The organism is Microbulbifer pacificus (assembly GCF_002959965.1).
GTDB classification, from domain to species: Bacteria; Pseudomonadota; Gammaproteobacteria; order Pseudomonadales; family Cellvibrionaceae; genus Microbulbifer; species Microbulbifer pacificus_A.
On record NZ_PREV01000026.1, the window covers coordinates 1,485,106 to 1,504,777 of the forward strand.

The window sequence follows — 19,672 nt, forward strand, 5'->3', positions numbered from 1 at the left end:
GGTTGACTCCCCCCAGCAGAGCAGGTTTAATACGCGCCTCGCTGCCGGGGACACCCCGAATAAAGCGAAGCCCAGATAGCTCAGTCGGTAGAGCAGGGGATTGAAAATCCCCGTGTCGGTGGTTCGATTCCGCCTCTGGGCACCATACAAAATAAGCCTCACCCGCAAGGGTGGGGCTTTTTTGTTTGGGGTCTCGAGATGGTTAAGAACCACCGATGTGGTTCGACTAATCGCGCCAGCGATTTGCACCAAACGCGCCAGAGCGACTGACTTGGCGGCACGCCGATCAGCAAAGCGAAGTTGCCCGAAGGGCGCTCGCCCGACTGGGCTGGCGTAAACCCCGCAGGGCCATAATGATCTTCCGCCGCTCGGTTCCTGCGCTGCTATCGGGGCTTTTCAGATTTATGCATAGGCTCACTTCCCCCCGCGCCCGTTGAACCGCCCTTCGACATATACCTCAACAGAGGCTCGCACCGTTATTGGCTCAACGGTAATTTCCTAAAGTAGTGCATCGATGTTTTCCCGCACGTAGTGTTCAAATATGCGCGGTAAAAGGCGGTGGGAATTGCGTGCAAACTTTCCTTTTGTTGCCATTTATTAATGGGGAGAATACCCACAGCCGTCATTTGCATGCCGCGGTGAAAGAATTGGGAGAATTTATGGCTACCCCCTCAGAAATACTGCAGTTCTGGTTTGGCACAGATCAGCTGGAAGCGACGGTGGATGACGCGCATCAACGACGGTGGTTTACCCGCGATGAGGCCTTTGATCAGAAGATTGAAGATCGATTCGGCCAACTGGTGGAATCTGCCATCGCCGGCGATCTGCAGAGCTGGCGCGAATCCCTGTCCGGTGAACTGGCGCTGGTGCTTGTGTGTGACCAGTTCCCGCGAAATATTTATCGGGCCACCGCCCGCGCATTTGCCGGAGACTACCTGGCCCTGGAGGTCGCCCTCGCGGTGATCGAGAGAGGCGATGACGCCCGGTTGGGACTCTGTCAGCGCGCTTTCCTGGGCATGCCGCTGGAACACGCCGAAAGCGCGCAGATGCAGCGCCGCTCTGTGGACTATTTCAACCGTCTGCGTATGGACTATGTCGACGGCGCCAGTGGCGCTGCCCAAGCCGAGAATTTCTATCAATTCGCCGTTGCCCACCAAAACGTCATCGACGAATTCGGACGCTACCCGCATCGCAACGCGGCACTCGGCCGTGAATCGACCAGCGCGGAGCGGGAGTGGCTGGATCAGGGAGGCGGTTTCTGATGGATATGCTCTCCTGGCTGTCTCTGGCTGGAATCTGTGCCCTGGGCGCTATGAGCCCCGGCCCCAGCCTGCTGATTGTGCTGCGCTGTGCTGCTGCCGGTATTCGCCAGGGGCTGGCGTGTGCCATTGCCCACGGCGGGGCCATCGCGCTCTATGCTTGCCTGACTGCTTTCGGGCTGGCGGCGCTGGTCACTCACACCCCCATGCTCTTTACCATTCTCCAGTGGGGTGGCGCGGCCATGCTGGTGTATCTCGGCTGGAAGGCCCTGCGCGCCCCCACCCCGAGCAACACGGCGGCAAAAAATCCGACCCCGGAGTTCGTTTCCGTATCGCGGGCGGCGCTGCAGGGTTTCGGGATCGCCTTCTTCAATCCCAAGGTGGCAATCTTTTTTACCGCCCTGTTCAGCCAGTTTGTGTCAGCCGAGCAAATGCTCAGCACAAAACTTGCCATGGCCGGCCTGGCCGCCGGTATCGACGCGATCTGGTATGCGCTGGTTGCACTGCTGGTAACCCTGGGCAGCGGGCGTGGCTGGCTAGGTGCAAAAGCCGCTCACCGCCTGCAACAGGTATTTGGCGTTCTGCTGCTGGGGCTCGCCGCGCGATTGGTGTTTAGCCTCTAATAAACATGCGCGATGGAAAAAGAGGCTGCAGGAGTGCTGCTTCCACAAAAAAGCCCGGAAAACTCCGGGCTTTTTTATTAGATAAGCGTTATCACTCTGCAACCGTACCCGGCCAGATCACCACGCGCCCATCCGGTTCTCTGAACACCCGCACCGGCAGTGACTGCTCCAGCATGGCAACCAGCGTATCCGCCTGGTCCGCGGTAAATGCCGTGGTCACACGCAGGTTTTCCAACTCGCGGGTGCCGATGACGATGCGATCCTTGCGGTAGCGGTTGGCGTCGGCGACGATTTCCGACAACGGCGCATCGCGGTAGCTGAATTTGCCCTGGCGCCAACCGGCGACCTCGGTGGCATCCACAGGGTTGATACGGCTCAGCTGTTGCTCAATCACACTGACCTGCTGTCCGGCCACAAGACGTACCTTCTCCTCTTTAACTGCACCTTCAGAAGCAAGCTCACGGCTGACGACGTCGACGATGCCCTCCTCCACGGTAACTTTCACTTCCGGATTCAGTGTGCTGCCGGCATTAACATCAAAGCGGGTGCCTACCACGCGAATCTCGGCGTCGCGGACGCGGACAAAGAACGGCCGCGCGGGATCTTTGGCGATGTCGAAGAAGGCCTGACCGCGCAGGAGTTTTACGCCGCGGCGCTCGCCGCTGAAATCGCTCTCGATAGCGGTGTCTCCGCCGAGTGTGATGCGACTGCCATCCTGCAAAGTGACGGTGCGTACCTGGGCGAGTTCGGAGGCATACGCCTCCACCACCGGTTCCCCCTGCCAGGGGGCGAGATAAACCAGACCAACCGCAAGCATCAGGGTGCAGGCAAATGCGAAGCCGCTCATGGGCGTTATGCCAACATAGCGGTTGAAGCTGCCGAGCAGGGCTGTGAGACCAGCGGGCCTCCGCAGGCGCGCGCCCTCACTGCCCGCGGCGAGCACGGCGAGGCTGCGGTCGATCTGCTGCAGGCGTTCATAGGCGCTGCGGTTTACCGCCTGTTGCATCCAGCTGTCATATGCGCTCTGTTCATCGGCTTCAAGGCTGCGCTCGCTGCGCAACATAAACCAGGCGCGGGCTTCCGCTTCCACCTGCCGGATACCGGGCTGCGGGTGACTGTTGCCAGTCGTCATCACACTTCTCCATCGTGCGCACGCAGCGCTTCCTGGCACCCGGCCAGGGCTTTTGCCACATGCTTTTTCACTACTGTTGCCGAAAGCCCTTCCCGCCGCGCAATTTCCGCGTAGGAGAGGCCGTCGACACGATTCATCAATAACAGCCGTCGGCGCTTGTGCGGCATGTTCCACAGGGCGCGGCTCACCAGCCCGAGAACCTGTCGGCCAACGGCCACGCGCTCCGGGCTTCGACTGTCCTGCTCACGGTCGGGGTCATCCTGCACCGTCTGTGCATAACTCTCGCGCACCTGCCCTTTGCGCAGGGCATCGATGGTGGCGTTGTGCACCGAGCGGTACAGAAAGGCCCTGACATGCTCAATATCGCCGACGCGAAGCTGTGGAGCCATACGTGCAAACGCTTCCTGCACCAGGTCTTCCGCTTCGCTGTAGGACAGTCCGAACTTACTCACCGCGTATCGACACAGCTCCTGCTGATATTCGCGGTAGTAGTGATCCAGAGCCCTATCGCTTGCCAATGGGCTCGCCCACGCTGTCGCCATGGATTCTCTTCACCATCATTTTTATGTATTTGTTCTGATCAGCACTGAGCGCCTCTTGCCCGGTGCAGGCAACGGGCGGGCGCCGGATGTTTTTCTCTCGTCGATAGGACGCGAGAGGAGGCCGAATCGTCCCCCTTGAGCAAGAAAAATCCCGGCTGCCTTTCCCTCAGTCAAACGGCAGCCCGAAACGCAGGCCAAACGTGCGCGGTGCGCCGTAGTAATACTCGGGGCTCGCGATGTCCGTCTCGTGCACATCGTTGGCCACGGTCTCACTGGTGAGGTTGTCGCAGTACAGATCGAACCACCAGCGCGCGGACGCCGGTTCGAACTTGATACCCGCACTCCACTGACTCCAGGCGGGCTGGCGATCGATATTGCGCGCGGGGCCGGCGGGATCCGGCTCCCATGCGCCGCTATCGTTGTTGAGCAGCCACCCACTGCGATCGCCGCGGTTGGCCTCATCGAAATACATGTCGCCGGAATAGCGCAGGCCCACGCGGGCGGTGGCGAGCCCCCAGCTACCGAGCGTCACACCGTGGCGATAGTTGAGACCAAGACTGATCTCCGGTACCTGCTTGAGGCGATTGCCGCTGAAGTCCACCAGGTTGGGAATCCCCGGCTCACCGACCCCGGGATTCCAGGTCTGGCCGTGCTGTGGGAATTCATTGTCCACGGTGAAGAATCGGTTGTAGCGGGCGTCCAGCAATGACAGAAAACCAGTGAGGCGACCGCTGGCACTGCTGGCCCAGTTGAGCTCCAGTTCCAGGCCGCGAATGGTGGCGGATGGGGCGTTGATACTGCGGATCAGTTCGGTGCCATCCTCCTCTACCGCGAGGCCGGATACCTGAAGGTCGCGGTAGCGGGTGTCGAACAGCGCACCGTTGAGGGTCATGGTCCCGCCCCGCAGGCCCAGCTTGAAGCCGAGTTCCACGTTGGTACTGGTCTCCGGGCCTACGAAGGCCGCGCCACTGTTGTTGCGTGCAATCAGTGCGGCCAGCGCGCTCCGGTACGCCGGATCTTCCGCGCCGCTGTAGACACCGTGCAGGCTGGCACCATCCTGCACAATGCCCGGCTTGAAGCCCTCGGCGTAGTGCAGGTACAGCATGGTCTGGTCGGTGGGACGGTAGGTGAGACGCGCCATGGCGGTCGTACTGTGCCAGGTGCGGTCGACATCGTTGTAGTTGGCGATGAAGCACTGGCCATCGGCGGCCGATTCCCGGTTGACCGCGATCTCGCCCAGTTCGCCATGGCGATCGCTGCGAATCAGGTCCGGGCAGGCGATATTGCGCCCACCGCGGTCGTAGCGCTGGTCGCGCCCACTTCTGGCACCGGCACTGATTTCCCACTCGGAGGTGAGGGCGTAGTCCAGCTGCCCGTAAACGGCGCCGAGACGGGTGCCGCGGTTCGGCTGCTGGAAACTGTGGGCGGGGGCCCCGCCCCAGCCGCCGCCATCTGCCTCCTGGTGTTCCAGATCGAAGCGGATGGCATTTCTCTCCGCAAAGCTGAAATACGCCAGCAGCCAGCGCAAGCGCTCATCGTCGCTGCTTTTCAGTTGCAGCTCGTGCTGGCGGGCGCGGGATTCCGACCAGACGGTGCGGTTGCTCTGGTGGTAAATGGCGGGATCGGTTTCACTGCCAACCGCGCCACTGCGGTCCTCGTCCCAGTCCTGACGGCGCTCATTCAGGCCGTAACCGGCAATATACGCCAGCGATACGCCGCCCGGCAGTGCCAGTTCGAGGCGGCTGCGCAGCGCGTCCTGGTCGAGCAGGGTACGCCCGGGAGTATCGATGGTGATGGCCGTGTCAAAGTCCACCAGTGGCACATTACCGGCGCCGCGATCCTCGAAGTATTCGTAACTGATCCACCAGTTCACCCCTTCGCTGATCCGCCAGGCGGAACTGAGACGGTGACTGAACAGATCGGTGTTGTTGTACCGGTCGGCGCGCCTGGCCCAGGCGGAGCCTTCCGCGTAATCCAGATAGCTGTCGACATGCTCGGCCACCGCCGCCCAGCGCAGGGACCAGTTATCGGCGACCGGAGCATTGGTGACCACATCGAGCTTGCGCTGGCGGTAGCTGCCGAGGGTAACGGACACATCGGAGGACCACTCGGCCTGCGGCCGCGCCGTGTGGTAGTTGATTACACCCCCGGTGGAATTGCGCCCGAACAAGGTACCCTGTGGGCCCCGCAGCACCTCCACCCGGTCGAGGTCATACAACAGCGCTGCCGTGCCCTGTACGCGGCTGCTGAAAATACCGTCCACATGAGTGGCGACACCGGAGTCGCCGGCCTCGGTGTGATTGTCGGAGCCAACCCCACGCAGATACAGCAGGGACGTGGTGTGATCGCCATTTCTGGCGACCTGCAGGCTCGGCACCTCCGCGGCGAGCTGCTCCAGGCTGTCGATGTGATGCTCTTCCAGGGTACTGCCGCTAACAGCGGTAACGGTCATGGGTGTGCGTTGCAGATTGGTGCGGCGTTTGCTCGCCACCACTTCCACTTCTTCCAGCAGGGTGCGGGCGGGTGTTACCACGTCCTCCGGTGGCGGCTCCAGTACGGGTTTTCGCGGCGGCAGGATCACCAGGCCCTGGCCATCCACGCGCCGATAGCGGAAGCCGGTATGCGCGAGCAACAGGTCCAGCGCGGCTTCAGCGGAGAGATTGCCTTGTACCGGCGGTGCCGACGCGTCCGCGAGCGACGACGACCGCGCACCGGAGGTCGCCACCATCACCGCGAGGCCAGTCTGGCGGGACAGCGCCAGCAGTGCCTGGTCCAGTGGCTGCGCCGGAATATCCAGGGAATAGGTGAGTGCGGGGATGGAAGCGACCGCTTCGCTTCCGGACCGCGCAGGGGATTCCGCGGTTGCCGCAGGTGACACCATCTCCGCGGCGGCAGCCACGGGCACGGCGCAACAGTGAGTCGCCAGCACTAGGGCGCGGAGCGCCCCGGGGCGGGTTATGGGCATAGGTGTCGTCATCGCTGTATCCCGCACGCCGGCGGGGTTACCGGTTACGCGATGACGGCCGCTCTGTGCTCGCAGCCGCGCCGGTCACGCACCCGATTGATTATTGTTTTGGCTGTAAAACATACGACAACAATCCACGGGGTGACAAGATAGGACGCGCGGCGGCATCAGGGCCAACCCCCTATTCCGCAACCAGTGTGTCACAGCGGTAGTGGCTGTCGCCATCGGCACTCAGTTCCGCCGCCAGCGGCGGCAGCAGCGCGTCCATCTGGCTGCGCAGGGTCCAGGGTGGGTTGACCACAATCATGCCCGCAGATGTCATACCATGGCCCGCCTCATCGGCGCGCACACCCAGTTCGAACAGCTGGATATTGCGTATACCTGAGCTGCCCAGTTGCTTTTCAAGCCCGTCGATGCGGTGACGCTCCACCACCGGGTACCAGAGCGCGGTAACCGCATTGGGCATTTTGCGGTGGATCAGTTTCAGAGCATCCACTACCCGCTGGTAGTCATCCTTTTGTTCGTAGGGGGGGTCGATCAGCACCAGTGCCCGACGCGAGCGGGTAGGCAACAGCGCGGATAGCCCCTTGAAGCCGTCTTCCTCGCGCACTTGGCACTGACGCCGGCGCGCGAGGTTTTTGCGCAGATGCTCGGCATCCGCCGGGTGCAGCTCGAACAGCCAGGCCTTGTCCTGGGGGCGCAACAGCTCGGCCGCAATCAGGGGCGAACCCGGGTAGAGCTTCAGCCCCTTCTCGGCATTCAGGGCCGCCACAAGTTGCAGGTAGCTCCGCAGCCCCGGCAGGTCACTGTGATTGAACAGACGGCCGATACCGGTCATAAACTCGCTGTTCTTGCGCGCCATGTCCGAGCCAAGGCTGTACAGGCCCGCGCCGGCGTGGGTATCGATGTAATCGAACGGTGTGTCTTTCTTCTGCAGGTAGGCAATGATTTCCATCTGCACACAGTGTTTGAGCACATCCGCGAAGTTGCCGGCGTGAAAACCGTGGCGGTAACTGAGCATGTAAAGACACCCCGAGAAGATTGTGGAAAACCGGTAACTGCAGAGACGAGCCTGGGCAAGCCCCAGGCGAGAGAACGGCGGGCGCCGCAGGGGCGGCGACTTTAGGGGCCTTTGCGGCCCCTGACAATCACTTTCTGTCCAGTTCCCTCAGAACCACATGGACCAGAACAGGCGCACAACATGGGCGTTGAAGCTGTAGGTGGGCTCCTCCCCGGGCAGCGCTTCCGTCGCGCGCGCGTCGCGGAAGTTATCGTAGTCAAACATCATGTAATCCCAGTAGAGATTGATGCTGCTGCGGCGGTCAAACAGAGACCAGCGCTCCGGCAACTGGTAGGACGCACCGACACCGATGGCGGTGCTGGTGAAATCACTCAGTTCCTTGTCGCGGGCGCGGAAACTGGTGGCATTCACATAGGGAAACAGGTCGCTGTAAAAATCCGCCCCGGTCTGCTGGTAGAACCGCAGTTTGCCTTCAAGGATGAGATTTTCCGCTTCCAGCGGATGGGTGTAACGGAATTCAAGGTTGTCCGCGTCGACCCCCCAGCTGTCCGCGTAACGGCGGTATTCGCTTTTGATCGCGGCGCGGTATGGCAGGCGATATTTGGCCCGCAGTGCTACCGCGTCGCTGTTGCGGGTGGTGGGGTACAGTTCTGCCTGGTAGCTGAATCCGGTACCGGAGCTCGCATCGAGATAGCGCACGCTGCGGTAGGGATTATTCAGAAAACCGTCATCCGCCACGGTTTCCACGCTCAGCTCAGCAATCAGTTTGGTGGTAAGTATCTGGCTCCAGCCGAGGGTATAGCGGCGGTGCTCGGCCTGTTGGAGAAAATCCTCATCGCCGTTGCGCATCACATCGTCGCTGCCGTAACTCACGCGCATGGACAGGGTGCTGAGATCCCCGAAGAAATCCTGCTTGATGCCAAACCCTACGGTCTCCGCTTTATAGTCATCTTCGCTGGAATTGGTATAGCTGAGGCTCATGGTGGTTTTGTCCACCAGGTAATCCGCCCCCAGAGAGAATTCGTCGCGCTGCTCGGAATAAGGACTGGCGGTGGCCTGCACGTCGATGGAGGCCCCCGAAATCATGTCCACGTAATAGTTCGCGGACAGGGAAACCTTGTTGCCCACATTCTTGCGCACCAGCACCGACGGGCCGTCGATGGTGACACCGCCGCCGCTGTAGGAGTGATACATGGTATCGGCGCGCTCTTCTGGCAACACTGCGGCTGTGGTTGCAACAGAACACAGGAACAGCGCTATCGCGCCGAAATATTTTCTGCAATCAGTTACAGCCACAACCACCTCCGGAACCTCCCTCCGCACCCCTTGCGGCCTCACGCGCTTCGTACACGTGGTTCATGTACCCTGCAGCCACCGGATCGCGCTCGAAGCTCATGATCGGGTCGGCGAGATAGTGCCGCTCGTAGGGTTTTACCCAGGGTTCCGGCATCAGGGTTTCACAGCCCGCCAGAAACAGCAGAGGCATCAGCAGCAGCGCGCGCTTGAACATGGCTTATTCCCGGATCAGTTCCTTGATGATTTTCTTGTACTCGGCTTCGTCGCCACTGCGATAGCCTTTGTGCACGTAACGCACATTACCGTCGCGGTCGATAAACACCGAGCTCGGCATGGCTTCCACGCCGAACAGCCGGCTCACGCTGCTCTCGGCATCGAACAGCACCGGGAATTCCACCGGGATTTTGTTCAGCATAGCCTGCGCGTCCTCGCGATTGGCGTCCACGTTGACACCCCATACCTTGAAGCCCACGGATTCGTAGCGCGCGTGCAGATCGTTCAACAGCGGCATTTCCTCGCGGCAGGGACCGCACCAGGAGGCCCAGAAGTTGAGCATGATTACATCGCCACGCTGCTCACTGAGTTTCAGATTGCCGTCTTTCAGGGAGGCGAGAGTAAAGTCAGCGGCGGGAGCGCTGGCGGATACGGGAGCCCCCACGAGCAGGGCAGCACTGGCGCAGAGGGCGGCGATAAAGTTGCGCATGGAATTCTCCGGAGTATGCGATTTTTTATTGTCGATTCGATGTTTAGAAATAGATCGAAACACCCAGTTGGGCGGAAATATTATTGGCATTCTGCGGTTCGCCGAAGATTTCATGTTCGAAAATGTGATCCCTTACATCAAATCGCAGAGCCAGCCAGTCCCGCGCCAACATGCGAATACCAACCCCCACGTTGTAGGTGAAATATTCCTCATCGCCAAAGCTGGTATTGCCGACTCCGCCGATCAGATAGAGGTTGCTGTTGAGCGCCCAGCGATCGAGGATGAAAATTTCCCCGGGCAGGAAATTCCAGGCGAGCGACAGGTTGTACATGGAAAGATCGCGCTCATCATCGGTGAACAGCGGCGCGCTGCCACTGAGCTTTTCATAACTGGACAGGCCCAGTTCGGACTCCGCGTAGGCGGCCTCCATGAAAAAGTCTTCACTGATATGGTAGGCGAGACTGCCTCCGATCATGCGATTGGTGCCGAAGTCTTCCATGCTCAGCACGCCGCCCATGTACACGGTGAACTCGAAATCCTCACTGTCGATCTTCGCTTCGCGGATTTCCCGGCGCTCCAGGTCTGGAGAGATGATCTCATCGATCGTCTCATCCCCTTGAGCAAGCGCCGCCGTGGAAAATGCAGCGAGGGAGAGCGCGCAGGCGAATTTTACATAAGCACGTCGAATCCCAACTTCCATTCGACTATCTCCTGATTATTTTCCCGCGAGGTAAGCAGGTAGTGATTGGCAACTTCCGCGCGCAGGGCAAAGCGGCGGGACAAATAGGTGGTCACGCCGATGCCGGTAAGCATGGTGGTGTCCTGGCGATCTTCGGTGGCAACGATGGTGGCATTCGGGGAGGTGATATTGATCCCGCTGCCAAGCAGGAAATAAGGCGAGACAGTCCACTGGGGGAATGGCTGGTGCAATACCGCAACCTGGTAGGTTTCGCTATTGGAGTAGGCGCCAATCGTCTGCGCCACGCGCAGTTCCGCGGAAATATTGCCGGTAAATCGGTAACCCAGGGACACTCCCAGGGAGTTGGCACCTTCGAAATCGCCGTAGGTGAAACCGAAACGCAGGCCCTGTTCGCGGTAGTCGTCGATGCCCGGGGTGGGCACCGCAACCGGCTCACCATCGGGAGCGACGATGCTGTCCAGCTCGGCAATTTTTGCCCAGCCGGTTTTGCCGCTGCGGGTCATTACCTTGACCCAGCCGGTGCGGCGTTTCAGCAGCCACAGCGGCTCGCCGTACTCCACCACATGATCGATCACATAGCCGCGTCCGGGACCGGTGTAGAGATTGAGAAATTCGGCCCCTACGATTACCTGCTCGGTATCGAAGGGCAGATTGTCCGGAAAACGCTCGCCGAACTGACCCGCGGTAAAACTCTCGGTTACAGGTTGTTTTTTGTCCTGCTCACTATTGTCGTATTCGGCCGCGCTGGCGGCTCCCGCCAGGAGGAGGCCGGCAATCAGCAGTGCCCACTCGGAAGCTTTTCTTTTCGACAGCCTTGTCATACGTCAGTTGACCGGTGCATCAAAGGGATTGTTGTAGTACTGCGCACCGATATCCAGCCATTCTGAAATCAAACGCAATTCCGCCGCGGACAGCTCGCCGGCGTGCACACCACCCGCGTCAAACACGCTGAAGAATCGGCTGGCGTTGGCACCGGCGGTATTCATGATCCGCTGGATGTCGATGGTAACCAAAACCGGGATGGGGTTGCCATCGGAATCGAGAACGGGATCACCATTTTCATCCACTTCGAACAACGGGTTGCCGTTGTCGTCCGTGTCTTGTACCAGCACATTCTGTACCGCACCGTCGCGCAGCTCCTGCGTCGGATTGTCAAAAATCAGTTCGACATAGGAGGTGCTGAAGTTGGTGTTGACCCCGGACTGATCTGCCCGCAGGTCCAGCTGGCCCGGCGGCACCTGTGCCATACCGGCGGCGTCGCGGCTGCTGTGACAGCCACTACAGGTTTTGTCTTCCAGCACATTGTCGAACTCATCGGTGACCAGTCGCGGCAGATCCCAGATGGGCTGGATATGGGTCGGGTAGTGGATGACTGTGCGGCAATCGGCGCTCCAGGCACTCTGGCAGGCGACGCTGGTGGGGGCCGGGGTTTGCAGCTCGCTCATCAACAGTTCGCTGCTCGGATCCTTGGGCCGCGCGGCGGAGTCGGTCCACTGATCAGAGAATTTCAGATCACCTTCGAGGGACGGATTGCCGGCGATACGCGCCAGCAGTTGTGCCATGGTCTCGCCCATGTTGGCACTGAGCGCGGGTTCGGTGTTGGCGAACGGTGCCCCGCTGGTGGGGGCGCCCGCCCAGGCGGATGCCGGCTCCTTGTCGGTGCGACCGTGGGGAATCTCGCTGTCACGGCTGTGACAGCCCTGACACTTGCGGATTTCACCGGCGCGGAACTGCAGCCAGTTGTTGTGGCGTCCGACGATGCGGCGGCCATCGGCATCCACCATGGAAATGGCGAGCGGCATATCCGCCGGTACTTTCACCCGTACCGAGCCGTCTGGCTGAATCGGGGTATAGCCAATGATCTCTCGCATCAACTGCGCACGGCTGCGGCCGAAGGCGGCGCGATCAAAATCCAGGGTGTCGTCATCGGGAATACCCACCGCCTTCACCACCCGCAGGAAGCGCGCGGGGCGCTCGGCGGCAGTGGTTTGCAGCGGGTCCGCCAGCGCGGCGATATCCACAGCAGCGACACCGTCGAAGTCGTACACGCTGCGGATATCCAGGATAGCCATACCGGCGTCATACAGGTCGCGGTCAATGTCGATGCCGGGAATAGGCTCGGGAATAAACGCGGGCACGGGGCGTGTGTCGGCGGTAACTGCCTCGGAAATCATCTGCCCCTCAACGGGCTGGATGATGGGGCGCTGGGTGCCCTCGGCGTAGTCATAAATCCACAGACCATACAGCGGGTCCGCGGGTACGACGCCCTCCGTCGCCAGCCACTCATCGGTGCAGGGTTGCGGCAATTCGGTTTCCGGATCAATCACCCGGCACTCACTCCAGCTCACCAGTAAGCGGCTGGTGCCATCGTGAAAGGCCCAGGCATTGGCGAACAGCCCGTGGGGAGACAGGCCACCGTCGGTGATCACCTGTTTCACCGAGAGAGATTCCTGCCCCTGCAGCAGGCCCTGCTGTTCCGGCTCGCTGTAGGCTTCGGTAAAGTTCTCCGCGTCGATCACCACCATATCACCGCCGTAGGTGATGCCCTCCGGCGCACGCAGGGTGACGAGAATACGACCGTCCGGCATCTGCTGCGGTTTGCTGAAGGCCGCCGGCACCGGATCGCTCTGCGGATCCGCGCTCGTACCGGTGTGCTGGCTGTGATAACCGTAGTGGAACTGAAGGTCGGTGCCGTCCGGCTTGACGGTATACAGGCTGAGCCGGTCCACGCCCCCCATATTGTCCCAGCGGCTGAACAACACGCGGCCGCTGGCGAGCACCGTGGGCGAAAGATCGTGGCTCTGGTTGTAGGAAATCTGCCGGATATTGCTGCCATCCGACTCCATCACATGCAGCACGAAAGCGGGCTCGTCCAGGTTTTCGGCGAGGGCGGAAAACTGCGGTTTGTTGTCGTCCAGCAGCAGCGCGCGGGAGCGGCGCTGGCGGGTGGAGGTAAACACGATGCGACCATCCGGCAAAAACGCGGGGGCGATATCGTCACCCTCTTCGGCGATCAGGTCAGACTGTATCGCGCGCTTCAATTCCGCGGATTCGAAATCGTACAGCCAGATATTCCAGCTGGGTTGCTCGTCGTCATCCAGACCTTCGATATCCGGTGCGCGCATGGCGAAGGCGAGGGTTTTGCCATCGTGGGAGACGGCCAGATCCTTCACGTCGTAGCCGCCCTCAAACACGATACCGGCGTCGATATCGCTAACGAACAGATCCTCGGTGAGTACCCGTTCCGGCGCACTGGCGGTGGCGCGGTCGCGCAGCACCAGTTCCGCACCGGGGTTGAAGGTGGAGGGCGCGTAGATATCGCTGCCCATCAGCTCGCCCTCTTCATCGCGATTGAGAGAGCGGCGCACATAGACTACGGGGTAATCCACCACCACCGGATCTTCCGCCTGCTCGCCGCCGGGTCCCGAGCTTCCGCTGCCACCGGAACAGCCGGCAAGTATTGCCAATGCCAACGGCGCGAACGAAACGAACAGCGAACGCACAGGAACCCGCCCGGCGCGATCGAGAGACGAACGAAATTTGCTCAAGGGAGTTTCCTCTTTCCCACCGGCTTCGCAGTGCTCACTTACCGTGTCTGCAGCGGGATAACTGGACCTTTGTCTGGCGATATTCGCCAACGTTATTGCCCTGAATTCTCGCGACTGACGGCGCCTGCCTCAAGTCGCGCACACGGTTTTTGCCAACCAGAACACGCTTTAAATTTTTGCCGCTGGCGAAACATTCCGCATTCTTTACTATCGGTAGCCGGTGACACGACACACAAACCGCGCGCCCAGAATCCGCGGCGAGAACCTACACGAATAAACCACATGAAAAGAACATCGCCCGCCGCGCGCCTGCTGCTCGCGGCGACCGCCTGTGCCGGTGCCGCACTTTCTTTTCCCGCCCTGGCGGGCCCGGAAGAGCAGGCAGCCCAGCTACACAGCCGCATTACCGGAGTAAAACCCGACGTTGCGACACTGACGCAGATGGCCGAGCTGATCGCTGGCAACCAGGCCCGGGATGCCGCCTACCTGGCGATGCAGAACGACGCATTCTATAACGTCACGCTGAAAAATCTGGTCACCCCCTGGACCAGCCGCGATGGTGACAACTTCGCCCCACTGAACGATTACACCGCAACCGTGATCGGTATTGTGCGCGACGATGTCGACTTCCGTGAGATCCTCTCTGGCGACATCCTCTACACCGGCGCATCCGGCCTGGGGCTACCCGCCTACAGCAACAGCAACAACAACCACTATATCGAGCTGGAAAACAGCGGCTACCCGCTGCAGACAACTCTGGAGCGCAAAACCCAGTCCGCCGTTACCGGGCTGCCCAGCGATGCCACCGCCGGTGTCATTACCACCCGCGGCGGCGCCAAGGCATTTTTCTACGCCGGCACCAATCGCGCCATGTTCCGCTTTACGCTGATGAATCATCTGTGCCGCGACCTCGAGCAGGTGCACGACACATCAAGACCGCCGGATCGCATCCGCCAGGATGTGAGCCGCAGCCCCGGTGGCGACAGCCGCGTTTTCCAGAACAGCTGCATCGGCTGTCACAGTGGCATGGACCCCATGGCCCAGGCATTCGCCTATTACGATTATGTCTACGATGTGGACAACGACCCCACGGGTGAAAACGGACAGCTCGATTACAACAACACCGGCGAAACCGATCCCGTCACCGGCACCCGGGTCAAAGCCAAAAACCATATCAACAGCGCAACCTTCCCCTACGGTTTTGTGATCCCCGATGACAAGTGGGACAACTACTGGCGCGAAGGGCCGAACATGTACCTGGGCTGGAGCAGCGAACTGCCCGGCTCTGGCAACGGGGCGAAATCCATGGGCCGCGAACTCGCCAACAGCGAAGCCTTCGCCCAGTGTCAGGTGACCAAGGTGTTTGAACAGGTGTGCCTGCGAGCCCCGGAAGACCAGCAAGATCGCGACCGGATCGAAAGTATCACAGCGAGTTTCACCGGCAATGGCTACAAGCTGAAACAGGTGTATGCAGATGCGGCTGTCTACTGTGCGGGAGAATAAAAAGATGAAAGCCAAACCCGCGCAAGTTCAATTGCACCTGGGCACACTGTTTGTGCGCCCCTATCTACGCAGAGCGACACTGTTGTCAGGGGTTTTTGCCTCGGCGCTACTGGTTGCCTGCTCTGGCGGCAGCGGCCAGTCCACGGAAGATTTGCCAAACACCAATCCGGATACCGGTGATACCAGTTATTCCGGGCCGGCACCGGAAAGCGAAGACGTCCAGAACTACAAACGCTACATCTGGGACAACCTCGCCGCGGAGAACCGCTGTGGCAGCTGCCATATTCAAGGCAACCAGAGCCCGCGCTTCGTACGCAGTGACGACATCAACCTCGCCCACGGCGAGGGCCGCGATCTGGTCAACCTCGGCAGCCCCGCGGATTCCCGTTTCGTCACCAAAGTGGCGAGCGGTCACAACTGCTGGCTCGCCAGCCCCGACGCCTGTGCGGAAATCATCACCAACTACATCGAAGAGTGGGCCGCAGCCGCAGGTTCCGTGGTCAGCACCATTACGCTGACACCACCCCCTGAGCGCGACGTGGGCGCAAGCAAAAGCTTCCCCGCCAGCAGTGGCAATTTCGCCACCACGGTCTATCCACTGCTCGAGGAATACTGCTCTGCCTGTCACAGCGAGGACGCGCCCACCGCGCAGCAGCCTTACTTCGCCAGCAGCGATGTAGACCAGGCCTACGAAGCATCCAAGGCACGGATGGATCTGGACAACCCGGAACAATCCCGTTTCGTCGTGCGTCTCGGCAGTGACTTCCACAATTGCTGGAGCAACTGCAGCGAAAATGCCGACACCATGACCGCAGCCATACGCAGTTTCGTCGATGGCATTGCAGTCACCGAAGTGGACCCCGAGTGGGTAACCAGCAAGGCACTGTTCCTCACCGATGGCATCGTCGCCAGTGGCGGCGGGCGTATCGAGAACAACGCCATCGCCCTGTACGAATTCAAGACCGGCAGCGGCACCACCGCCTACGACACCTCGGGCATCAACCCGGCCATCGACCTCAATCTCTCCGGTGACGTGGAGTGGCTCGGCTCCTGGGGTATTCAGCTGAATGGCGGCAAGGCCCAGGCGGCCACCGCCACCAGCAAGCGCCTGTTCGACACATTGAGCGGCACCGGTGAATTCACCATCGAGGCCTGGGTCGCTCCCGCCAACGTGGTGCAGGAAGGCCCGGCGCGGATCGTCAGCTACTCCGGTGGCAATAACATCCGCAACTTCACCCTTGGTCATGCGATGTACAACTACACCTTCCAGAACCGCAACGACGCCAGCACCAATGCCGACGGCATGCCCGCGCTGATTACCGACGATATGGCGGAACGCGCGCAGGCGACCCTGCAGCACGTAGTAGCCACCTTCGACCCGATCAACGGCCGCCGGCTGTATGTAAACGGAGAGTTCACCGGCGACGCGGACCCGGTGGCACCGGGGCTGCTGTCCACCTGGGACGACACCTTTGCACTGGTACTCGGCAGCGAGGCCTCGAATGAATTTGCCTGGGCCGGCTCCATCCGCCTGCTGGCAATTCATTCCCGCGCCCTGACCCAGGATGACATCCTCACCAACTATGAAGCCGGCGTAGGTGAAAAATACCTGCTGCTGTTCAAAGTGGAAGAACAGACCGACGTGCCCCAGGGCTACGTCATGTTCGAAGTGCAGCAGTACGACAACCACGGTTACCTGTTCAGTGCGCCGAAGTTCATCACCCTGGAAGACGGCGTGACGCCGGACGGTGTGGTAATTCAGGGCATGCGCATCGGCATCAACGGTCGCGAGGCCGTCGTCGGCCAGGCCTGGGCCAACCTCGACACCACTGTTACCGCCAACTTGTACGATCCTGCGAGCGGACAGAAACTCTCTCCTCTCGGCACCATCATCACCCTGGAAAAAGGTCCGACCGCGGATGAATTTTTCCTGACCTTCGAGCGACTCGGCAGTGAGGAATTCGTACGCGTGGAAGCCACTCCGGCACTCCCCGCCGCGCCCGCGGACCTCACCCCGCAACCGCGCATCGGCATCCGCCGTTTCGAGCAGATCCATGCGGCACTCTCCGCGGCCACCGGAATTTCGAGTGCGCACCCGGCGGTGGTGGACACCTGGGAGAAAGTGAAGCAGCAACTCCCGGTGGAAGCGGACATACGCGGATTCCTCGCCGCCCAGCAGATGGGCATCACCCAGCTCGCGGTGAAATACTGCAGCACGCTCGTAGACGATACCTCCAAGCGGGCGGCCTATTTCCCCGGCTTCAATTTCTCCGCCGGTGCCGCCTCGGCATTCGATAGCAGTGCCAAGCGCGCACAGATCATCGACCCACTGCTGGAGAACCTGCTCGGCCGACCAATCACCTGGCCCGCGGCCATGGGCGGACATACCGCGCAACTTGCCACCGCGCCGGATGAGAGCGCGGTACGCACCGAACTGAATGAACTGATCGACACGATGACCGCGTGCGGTGGAAGCTGCAGCGCAGATCGCACTACCACGACCGTGAAAGCCACCTGTGCCGCAGCCATGGGCAGTGCGATGATTTTGATTCACTGATTTATTTGCGTTTTGTACTTCGTAGCTTGGGAGCTTCGTAAGCGGGACGGGGCCAGCGGTAAGACCCCGGCAAACAACCTGTCGGCAATCGTTTGCCGGAATCTTCCCGCTGACCCCTTGCGAGAAGGCGGCGAAGCATAAAACTTTTAACGAAGTAGAAGTATTCGATGTGAAGGGGCTGCTGTCGGTGGCGCCGCCACAGAATCAAATAAAGCGGAAATCCCAAAGCTGCGGGAACCCGGAAAGAGCCATGAGCAAGAAAAAACATTTCGAATTGGACCAGCCTCTGCGTCACCCGGACCATCACCGTCCGGTGAGCCGGCGGGATTTTCTCGGGCAGGGCTTTCGCGCCGGCATGGCCACGGTACTGGGCGGTTCGGTTTTCAGCCTGTTCGCCAACCCGCGCATGGCCCAGGCCGCGCTATCTCCCGACCTCGAAGCCATGCGCGCAACTTGCGGCGTCAGCGCCAACGGCGCCGGCAAAATCCCGTTTATCTGCTTCGACCTCGCCGGCGGCGCCAACATAGCGGGCTCCAACGTATTGGTCGGCAAGCAGGGCGGTCAGCTCGACTTTCTCAGCACCGCCGGTTACAGCAAACAGGGCCTGCCCGGCGACATGGCGCCCTCCGTCACCGACGCCGCCGGCAACTCCTTCATTAATACCGACCTCGGCCTCGCCTTTCACAGCGACAGCCAGATGCTGCGCGGTATCCTGGAAAGAATTGCCCCCGGCACCGCCGGCGCCATCAACGGTGCGGTAATCCCCGCGCGCTCGGAAAACGACACCGGCAATAACCCCCACAACCCCATGTACGGTATCAACCGCGCCGGCGCCAATGGCTCATTACTTGCATTGATTGGTTCGCAGACCAGCGAATCCGGCGGCAACTCCATGGCGCCCATGGACCTGATCAATCCCGAAGTGCGCCCCACCAAAATTGACCGCCCGTCAGATGTGACCGGCCTCGTAGACGTGGGCGATCTGGTGGGCCTGCTAAGTCAGGAAGATACCGTGGCGGTGATGGAGTCCATGTACCGTATTTCCAACGCCAAGCTCGGCAGGGTCAACACCCGGGTCAGTAACGACGCGGTGATCAAAGACCTGGTCAAGTGCGGCTACATGAAGAGCGCCGATCTCGCCGACCGCTTCGGCAATCCCAGCGCACTGGACCCTGCACTCGACCCGGACATTGTCGGCCCCGCCGGCATTTTTTCTTCCGATGAGTTTTTTAACGATCGCGAATTCCAGAAGACCGCCTCCACCATGAAACTGGTGGTTAACGGTTACGCCGGCGCCGGCACCATCACCATGGGCGGCTACGACTACCACACCGGCGACCGGGCCACTGGCGAGATGCGCGATCTGCGCGCAGGTCGTTGCATCGGTGCCTGCCTGGAATACGCCGCGCGCGTCGGCCAGCCGCTGATGATCTACGTCTTCAGCGACGGCTCTGTATTCAGTAACGGCATGGTGGACGATTCGCCACAGGGCCGTGGCAAAGGTGTGTGGACCGGAGACAACCAGCAGACAGCAGCCTCCTATTTTCTCGTTTACAATCCCGCCGGTCGCCCGCAGCTGCTCGGCGGCACGGCGGATGAACAGGCACGTCACCAGCAGATCGGCTACATGCGCCCATCCGGCGATGTGGAGACCGCGGGCAGCCCGGCCGCCAACAACGTCAACCAACTGGTGCAGACGGTAGTGCTCAACTATATGGCACTGCACGGCGAGCAAGGCAGTTTCGCCAGCCTGTTTCCCAACCACGGCCTCGGCAACGCCAGCCTGATGGACAGCCTGACTGCATTTGCACCAATCAGATAAC

At 60.9% G+C, this 19,672-nt stretch carries 15 protein-coding genes and 1 tRNA gene; 6 read left to right on the forward strand and 10 right to left on the reverse strand.

Annotated elements, in window-relative coordinates; translation table 11 throughout:
- Positions 1-69 precede the first annotated feature (69 nt).
- The 3 genes from C3938_RS06655 (at position 70) to C3938_RS06665 (ending at position 1,882) form a co-directional block, all read left to right on the forward strand.
- Positions 70-145 (forward strand) — tRNA-Phe (locus tag C3938_RS06655).
- Between the two features lie 514 nt (positions 146-659).
- Positions 660-1,262: a DUF924 family protein gene (locus C3938_RS06660; RefSeq protein WP_105103261.1), complete on the forward strand. Its 603-nt coding sequence runs from the start codon at positions 660-662 to the stop codon at positions 1,260-1,262.
- The gene (locus C3938_RS06665; protein WP_105102401.1) at positions 1,262-1,882 is read left to right on the forward strand and encodes a LysE family translocator; all 621 of its coding nucleotides are present in this window, start codon (positions 1,262-1,264) and stop codon (positions 1,880-1,882) included. The genes C3938_RS06660 and C3938_RS06665 overlap by 1 nt, the downstream gene beginning before the upstream one ends.
- 91 nt (positions 1,883-1,973) lie before the next feature.
- On the opposite strand, the gene C3938_RS06670 is transcribed toward C3938_RS06665, so the two are convergent.
- The 10 genes from C3938_RS06670 to C3938_RS06715 all read right to left on the reverse strand — a co-directional run bounded on the left by C3938_RS06670 (position 1,974) and on the right by C3938_RS06715 (position 13,789).
- Entirely contained in the window at positions 1,974-3,014 is a 1,041-nt protein-coding gene (locus C3938_RS06670) for a FecR family protein (protein ID WP_105102402.1), read from the reverse strand.
- Positions 3,014-3,556 carry an RNA polymerase sigma factor gene (locus tag C3938_RS06675; RefSeq protein ID WP_105102403.1) on the reverse strand — a complete coding sequence of 181 codons (543 nt, stop codon included), beginning with the start codon at positions 3,554-3,556 and terminating at the stop codon, positions 3,014-3,016. Before C3938_RS06675 ends, C3938_RS06670 begins: the two co-directional genes overlap by 1 nt.
- Positions 3,557-3,722: 166 nt before the next feature.
- Positions 3,723-6,533 carry a TonB-dependent receptor gene (locus C3938_RS06680; protein ID WP_105102404.1) on the reverse strand — a complete coding sequence of 937 codons (2,811 nt, stop codon included), beginning with the start codon at positions 6,531-6,533 and terminating at the stop codon, positions 3,723-3,725.
- Positions 6,534-6,702: 169 nt separating this feature from the next.
- Positions 6,703-7,542, reverse strand: coding sequence for a 23S rRNA (adenine(2030)-N(6))-methyltransferase RlmJ (locus C3938_RS06685; protein ID WP_105102405.1), 840 nt, complete (start codon positions 7,540-7,542; stop codon positions 6,703-6,705).
- A 147-nt stretch (positions 7,543-7,689) separates the two neighbouring features.
- Positions 7,690-8,838, reverse strand: coding sequence for a DUF3570 domain-containing protein (locus C3938_RS06690; RefSeq protein WP_233998692.1), 1,149 nt, complete (start codon positions 8,836-8,838; stop codon positions 7,690-7,692).
- Complete coding sequence (locus tag C3938_RS06695) at positions 8,825-9,028, reverse strand: DUF4266 domain-containing protein (protein WP_105103262.1); 204 nt, start codon at positions 9,026-9,028, stop codon at positions 8,825-8,827. Before C3938_RS06695 ends, C3938_RS06690 begins: the two co-directional genes overlap by 14 nt.
- Positions 9,029-9,055: 27 nt before the next feature.
- Entirely contained in the window at positions 9,056-9,541 is a 486-nt protein-coding gene (locus tag C3938_RS06700; protein WP_105102406.1) for a TlpA family protein disulfide reductase, read from the reverse strand.
- A gap of 43 nt (positions 9,542-9,584) precedes the next feature.
- Positions 9,585-10,241 (reverse strand): outer membrane beta-barrel domain-containing protein, encoded by a 657-nt coding sequence (locus C3938_RS06705; RefSeq protein ID WP_105102407.1) that lies wholly within the window; start codon positions 10,239-10,241, stop codon positions 9,585-9,587.
- Positions 10,211-11,062 (reverse strand): SH3 domain-containing protein, encoded by an 852-nt coding sequence (locus C3938_RS06710; protein ID WP_105102408.1) that lies wholly within the window; start codon positions 11,060-11,062, stop codon positions 10,211-10,213. Before C3938_RS06710 ends, C3938_RS06705 begins: the two co-directional genes overlap by 31 nt.
- A gap of 3 nt (positions 11,063-11,065) precedes the next feature.
- A complete protein-coding gene (locus C3938_RS06715; RefSeq protein WP_233998693.1) occupies positions 11,066-13,789 on the reverse strand; it encodes a hypothetical protein in 2,724 nt (907 codons plus the stop codon).
- A 282-nt stretch (positions 13,790-14,071) separates the two neighbouring features.
- Between C3938_RS06715 and C3938_RS06720 the strand changes: the two genes are divergently transcribed.
- From C3938_RS06720 to C3938_RS06730, 3 genes are all read left to right on the forward strand, one after another.
- Entirely contained in the window at positions 14,072-15,292 is a 1,221-nt protein-coding gene (locus C3938_RS06720; RefSeq protein ID WP_105102409.1) for a hypothetical protein, read from the forward strand.
- A 4-nt stretch (positions 15,293-15,296) separates the two neighbouring features.
- On the forward strand, positions 15,297-17,849 hold the full coding sequence (locus C3938_RS06725) for a LamG domain-containing protein (protein WP_105103265.1): 2,553 nt from the start codon (positions 15,297-15,299) through the stop codon (positions 17,847-17,849).
- 250 nt (positions 17,850-18,099) lie between these two features.
- Positions 18,100-19,671: a general secretion pathway protein GspF gene (locus tag C3938_RS06730; RefSeq protein WP_105102410.1), complete on the forward strand. Its 1,572-nt coding sequence runs from the start codon at positions 18,100-18,102 to the stop codon at positions 19,669-19,671.
- Position 19,672 lies beyond the last annotated feature (1 nt).